The sequence below is a fragment of the Chamaesiphon sp. VAR_48_metabat_135_sub genome (genome assembly GCF_031418915.1).
In the GTDB taxonomy this organism is placed as follows: domain Bacteria; phylum Cyanobacteriota; class Cyanobacteriia; order Cyanobacteriales; family Chamaesiphonaceae; genus Chamaesiphon.
In genome coordinates, this window is sequence record NZ_JANOJV010000271.1 from 25676 (window position 1) to 31930 (window position 6255).

Sequence of the window (6255 nt, forward strand, 5' to 3'; positions counted from 1 at the left end):
CGTGGGCGCAACCTCTCTTGAAAGAGCATCGTAGCGAAGTGCGTGTTTCTAGGATATCAGGTTCGGTCACGTTGGCGTTAGCCTGCCGTTATGCACAGAGTAGGCTGTGCCCAATCGCTATTAACATGAGTTGCTAGTCATATGCGAGTTATCAGTGGAGGTAGAGTTTCGGGAAACCCTTGTGGCTTAAAATTCACTATTCATTATCCACCCTCTACCCTCTAATCCGAATCTGGCAACTTTATCTGGTGTTCGATCGTCTCAACAGTATATCTACTCATCGCTTAATTTAAAGATTATCATGTCCAAGTTCTCGATCGTCATTCTCAGTAGCATGAGCATAATTTCAACTACATTAATTACCCCGCAATTTCCCGTAAATGCTCAACCACGTACTTCGAGAACTTGTGTCGATCCTCAGCCTGTAGCCCAGCGTGTCGCGCTCACTCTTAAAGCCGATAAAAAAGTGACCAAAGATAACAAAGATATTTTCCAACCTATTGCTGGAAAAGCATCTGTTAGACCTGGAGATGTGATAAAGTACACTGTCGTCGCTAAAAATAATAGTCGTTGCCCGCTCAAAAATCTGATCTTAAAACAACCGATTCCTAGGGGAACTAACTATCTCAAAGATACTGCAATGGCGATCGATGGTGCTGAATTGTTGTTTAGTATCGACGGTGGCAAAACGTTTTTTGCTAAACCAATGGTCGGTACGCAAGCAGCACCTGCGACTTCTTATAACTATCTCCGCTGGAAATTTAATGGGCTGATGACTAGCAATACTCAAGTCAAAACTACTTATCAGCTTCAAGTTAAGTAGGAGATGCTGAATAGTGGATAGTGAATGGTCAATGATTAGTTGCCACTGCCTAGAATATATAAACTAACTAAAGTGGTACTGTTCCAGAGGCTATGTAATAACATCGATGCTAATAGATTGCGAGTGCGGACATAGACAATACCTAAGATGATGCCGAGGGTTGTTAATGGCACGATTTCGGATAGACTTAGATGGGCGATGCCAAACAGTAATCCACTAATCCCGATCGCTGCCCATACAGGTACATAGCGGGTCAATGAAGGTAGCAGAAATCCTCGGAATAAGAATTCCTCAAATAGTGGTGCAGCGACTGCCGCAGTGAGGAAAAATAGTAGCAGTGCGATCGAGTCTTTACCTTCAAGAACAATCTGGAGCAGTGGGTTACTACCACCCTGTCCTTGCCAAATTTTCTCATTGATTAATGATACAACAATTACGATTGGTGTTGCGACTAAGTAGCCACCAATCCCCCATAATAACCAGTTAGATTTCCAGTTAAATTTAAACCAGTCTGGTGGCAGTGGGAAGTAAGATTTAATCGATAAGTACAATACGCCAATTGCCAAGCTAGCCATTAAGATATAACTAGTAAATACATAAATTCCTTGTCCTTGAGTAGTTAATATCGCTGGCTTGAGAAATTTAGCAAATAAAATAGGTAACAGAAATTGTCCGAAGAAAAAGAAGCCAACTATAAATACTTGCCAAACAATCTCCCAATCCCAGGGCGAAGACCAAGGAGTGTTAATATTTTCGAGTAATATCGTTGAGATCGATCGATCTGCTCGTTGCTGAATTAGGCGAATAATAAATCTAATCGTGAAAAAGATAATTAAACCTACGCCACTTACACCAATTAATATTCGGGGGACTGTGTTGGCAACTAGTTTAATTAAGGCATTTTTCGACTTTAATTGTTCTATTTGTTCGAGCTGGGCTAATTCAGCCTTGTCACCTAAATCTGTATATAGTTGAGATTCGACTCGATCGCGAAACCAGCCATCAAAATTAGACGTAATTTCAGTTTCGATCTGCGGTGCTGTATTTTGATTAATCCCTGATGGTTCGCGCCAAAGATCGATTAATGATGCGGCAACATTTTTAGATGTCGATTGCTGTGAAGTAGTAACGACTTTTTGCCAAGTCTTAATTGCTCGATCTGGTTGTTTTCTTGCTGCTTGTAAAATCCCAATCCGCAGATCGATTTTATCGATTTCGAGCTGTGCTGCGGAAATTGTCTTATTAATAAGATCGGCTTGTAGTTTCACCTTTTCATCGGTAGCTACCGTAGCTAAATCTGCTAAACTACGATTGAGCTTGTCGATCGACTGGACATCGGTTTCTCTCGCAGTTTCGTACTGCTCGGTAGCCGATTTGAGAAAGTCTGTCCCAACAATTGCTTTCTGTACTGCACCTAATCCCTCGGCATCGCTGGTAGGTTTCCATTCAGATGCGACTAAAACAAGATTGGTTTGGTATAACTCGAATTTACCTTGAATCTGGGGTCGATCGATCGTCGCGATCAGTGATGAGACGAGCTGGAGTAGGAAAAAGACTGTCAGCACGCTTAGTAAAATGCGTCTGAGCGATTGAAAAGAGGTGAGCTTGTTAAGATCGAGACTCATTAAATTAGGGCGGAGGGGCAGGTTTATACGATGGAATCAAACGAAGCTAGAGATTGAGTTTAAAACCTGCCCTTCTAGGGATTGGGAGGGTTAGACTACCGATATTTGTTAAAATAGTAATTAGGATTTACAGCCAGATCGTTATTATATGCCGTTAACTCAGAAGTTTGCCTATCTTTTTAGTATTACTTTAGGTCTGAGCATCTTAGTCTATTTATTACGTGGTTTTGGAGTTGTTACATTTATGCCAGGTGGCATATTGTTAGGATTAATTGTGCTGACAATCTCAACTTTTTTTACTTACAGTATTCTAATTACTAAACGATAATCTTGTAGGGTGTGTTGGATCGCAAAAATTACGACTCAGAATGAAATGATATATCGGTCAAACACTGTTTTAAATTTATCAATTTTTCTTGTTCTTGAGGATCGATCTGACAATCGACTTTTATCTCTGGATTAATTACCACAATTGCTCGCAAGCGATAGGCTTTAATTATTTCCACGATCTCGGTATTCAATCTCAATAAATAATCAGCCGCAGCATCGTTATAAGCTGCAAATATTTCGGGAGAATTATCGATAAGATTGGGAGATCGCTCTCCAGACATTTTACCAGCGATCGTCGTCGCACTGCCAGCAACAACTGCACCTAATGGTCCACCCAATACCCAGCCTAATCCGGTAGCAATTGCGGCGGGAGTAAACCCCTCCAAGGAAGATGTCCGTGTGGGTGGTGGTGAACTTGAAGGTTCGGGTAATAATACTTCAGGTGGTTCGGGTAGATCGATCGTTAATGGCTCGACTGATGGGGTATTAAAAAAACTCTCGGCTTTGGCAATCCAATCATTAATTTCTTTTTGAGAATGTTGCAAGCGTGGGCGGACATTACTCGACTCCCAATTGGGAAATTCACCTCGTTTAATGGCTGTAGTTAGGGGAGATTGATAAAAGCTAATTAAATTTGGTAAATACACCCACTGTTCGATTTCTTTGAGGCTAGTTTCCCACCCTGTTTGGATTAGTTGTTGAGCTTGACGTTTGAGTGTTAATTCTCGCTCTCTTTTGGCAATATTCTCATTAATTTTTGTACTTAAATTAGCAATTTGTGCTTGTAATAACTGTTGAATTTCCGAGCCGATCGATCTCAATACTGGTAAGCGAACTTCAGCTAGTTCTTCTTTTTGGTGAGATACAATTGATTGAAGTGCAGAAATAAACGATGACAAGCCAGATGTATGCAAAGTTGCATCATCACCCTTCAGTCGAGCGCGGAGAGCGGGTAGAGCGTCAACCCGATAAAGATTGCTAATTCCTGGTGGTAATTGGGATCGAAAACTCTCCGCCACAAATCGCAAGCGATGTTGAATTTCTCGCTGTTCTTCTGGCTCTAACATATTCGTAAAATTAGCCACGAATACCACGGTATTAATCCCCCGATTTTCTAACCAATCGCGGAGATGTTCGCGTTCTCCTAAAGTCATCAGTTTGCGAACGTCCAAAACATTAACAACCAAATCCGCCGCCAATAATCGATCGCGTACTAATTTATCCTGCTCATCTCGATCGTTCGTACCTGGTAAATCGATTAATTCTACCCCAGTTTGTAAAAATGGATGGGGAAAACTCACTTCTACTTCTAATACATCATCCCGCATCCGTCGATCGTCATCTAAGGTAGCAAATTCAGTTAAAATATCGGTATTCTTAGCCGAAATTACTTGTCCATTTGTCAAGGTAATTTTAGTTGCTAATTTCTCCCCATAGACTACCTTAATCGCCGCACCTGTCGTCGGAATTAGATCGATTGGTAATGTTTTGTTACCCAAGATTGCATTCAATAAAGTTGATTTGCCATGATTAAATGGGCCGAATACGGCAATTTGATAATTCGATCTATCTGCTTTATTTACCAGCGTTTGGAGATCGTTACCCAATCTCGATGTTGGTTCGATTTCTAGCTTGCTAGCCGCAGTTTGGAGATGAGTTAGAAGTGATGAGTTCATAGTTAATCATTTAAGAATCCTTGATAGAAATTCTCGATCGATAGCGACTCGCTCAAGATATCATCTTCAAATTTTTGCAACCGATTTACCTCTGTAACTCGATCTATCTCCTGAGATTCTTTCTGTTTTACGAGATTTTGTAGCTCACCTTTGCGAGTTTTAATATCATCATCGATCCGTTCGATCGCTTCGCGTTCGTAGCTATCAAAACACTCTTGCACTGCACTATAAATCGGTTGCCATTGTTCTCTCGAAATCTCTGGTAATTTGATGACTAATTGTTTTTTTATTTCCTGACTAAAATATTTCCGTGCATGATCGACTTGAAAAGCCGCAACACCGATACTAGCTGCCATAATCCCGATCGGGCCGAGCATTGCACCAAATACCAGCATAATACCAGCAGTTGTAAAGATGTTGAGCATAATACTCTGGAAATTAAAACCACCAACGGCTAGAGCCGCAACCGCAAAGTTCCCAGTAGCCAGAGAGAATAAACCCATTGCCCATTTTGCCCAAGCTGGCGTACCATCATCTTCGAGGGAGTTATTGCGGGTATGAATTTTACCTGTCAGTTTTTCCGCCATCTCGTGAGTGATATTCTGATAATTCACGCCATGTTTTTTGGCTTGCTCGGATAGCTCTGTAAAAGCTCCTGTGAGTTCCTTTTGAGCTGCGAGCGTCCACACAGCATATTTATCATTAACGTACTGCTGGAAGCCTTTTTGAGCTGACTGGTTGAATTGTTCGCGCTTACTATCGCTAAAGAAGTCTAAGAATTGTAGATCTGAAGGTTGATAAGCCTGGAAATCTTTGTCGAAAGTATCTTCTAATGTCAGTAAATAAGTCTTCATTGAATCGGCGATCGATCGGGCTTGACGATCGCGCACGCGGCGGATATCATCGCGGAAGACATCGCGAATCGATTGTAACTGAATGAATTGGGGTTCGATCGCTTCAATTTTAGCTTTGAGTTCGACGACATTCGTATCTAAAAGCGGAATTCTGCGCGCGACGGCTTCGGAGACGTGGCTGCAAGTTTGCTTGGCAATAATCCGCGCTTGACGCAATTCGGCAATCGCCCGCTCTTGAGTTAAAAATGTGTTGAGTGCATTGATAAATGGTGGGAAACCCGTGCCATCGAGATCGGCTGCTTTATCTTTAATTCGGCGGCGGAGGGCGGTAATTGAAGATAGGGGAAATACGCGCTCGTCGTAGATATCGTAACCATCGACGGCGCAATATTCAGCTAAGTTAGCTTTAAATACCCGATTTAATTTGCCTTCGGCTTCGGCTAGTTCTGTGGCATCATCGGGATCGATTAGCGACTCTTTCACCCGATCCCACGCATTAACTAAAAAGAACACGCTCAAACCGCGATCTTTAATATAGTTTTCCAAATAGCGACGTTCGCCTAAGGTACATGGTTGCGAAGCACTGAGGACGAATAACACCGCATGACAATTATTGAGATATCCCAGCGACAATTCATTCCGCGCTTCGGTATCATTCAAACCGGGACTATCGATAATTTCAATTCCTTTCGATAGTAACTCTAGTGGATATTCCACAACGGCATAGTCCACATCGGGGAAAGCAGGTTTGTTGCTCTCTTCTAATTTCTTCGCTTCCGCCGGATCGATCGTGTATTTAGTTTTAAACGCACTGAAATCGATCGACTCAGGCGGCTTACCATCTTTAAAATGTACGGTAACTTTTTTCTGCTCTCCATAGCGCAACACCGTCAACAACGCCGTGCAGGGATTGACATCGCTGGGTAAGATATTCTCGCCGATTAAGG

5 protein-coding genes are annotated in these 6255 nt (G+C 42.1%); 2 read left to right on the plus strand and 3 right to left on the minus strand.

The window, feature by feature from the left end; translation table 11 throughout:
• Positions 1 to 301 precede the first annotated feature (301 nt).
• On the plus strand, positions 302 to 823 hold the full coding sequence (locus RMO55_RS19215) for a hypothetical protein (RefSeq protein ID WP_310429297.1): 522 nt from the start codon (positions 302 to 304) through the stop codon (positions 821 to 823).
• Between the two features lie 35 nt (positions 824 to 858).
• On the opposite strand, the gene RMO55_RS19220 is transcribed toward RMO55_RS19215, so the two are convergent.
• Entirely contained in the window at positions 859 to 2448 is a 1590-nt protein-coding gene (locus RMO55_RS19220; protein ID WP_310429299.1) for a type II CAAX endopeptidase family protein, read from the minus strand.
• A 148-nt stretch (positions 2449 to 2596) separates the two neighbouring features.
• Here RMO55_RS19220 and RMO55_RS19225 point away from each other — a divergent pair, with 148 nt between their 5' ends.
• On the plus strand, positions 2597 to 2776 hold the full coding sequence (locus tag RMO55_RS19225) for a hypothetical protein (protein WP_310429301.1): 180 nt from the start codon (positions 2597 to 2599) through the stop codon (positions 2774 to 2776).
• A 28-nt stretch (positions 2777 to 2804) separates the two neighbouring features.
• Here RMO55_RS19225 and RMO55_RS19230 read toward each other — a convergent pair whose 3' ends face one another.
• Both RMO55_RS19230 and RMO55_RS19235 read right to left on the minus strand, forming a co-directional pair.
• Positions 2805 to 4454 (minus strand): dynamin family protein, encoded by a 1650-nt coding sequence (locus RMO55_RS19230; RefSeq protein WP_310429303.1) that lies wholly within the window; start codon positions 4452 to 4454, stop codon positions 2805 to 2807.
• 2 nt (positions 4455 to 4456) lie between these two features.
• A partial coding sequence (locus tag RMO55_RS19235; RefSeq protein ID WP_310429305.1) for a dynamin family protein occupies positions 4457 to 6255 on the minus strand: 1799 nt, incomplete at its 5' end.

Bases quoted from the DNA above. Each gene is read 5' to 3' on its own strand.
- RMO55_RS19225 (WP_310429301.1), top strand. From the start codon at position 2,597: ATGCCGTTAACTCAGAAGTTTGCCTATCTTTTTAGTATTACTTTAGGT.
- RMO55_RS19215 (WP_310429297.1), top strand. From the start codon at position 302: ATGTCCAAGTTCTCGATCGTCATTCTCAGTAGCATGAGCATAATTTCA.
- RMO55_RS19230 (WP_310429303.1), bottom strand. From the start codon at position 4,454: ATGAACTCATCACTTCTAACTCATCTCCAAACTGCGGCTAGCAAGCTA.
- RMO55_RS19220 (WP_310429299.1), bottom strand. From the start codon at position 2,448: ATGAGTCTCGATCTTAACAAGCTCACCTCTTTTCAATCGCTCAGACGC.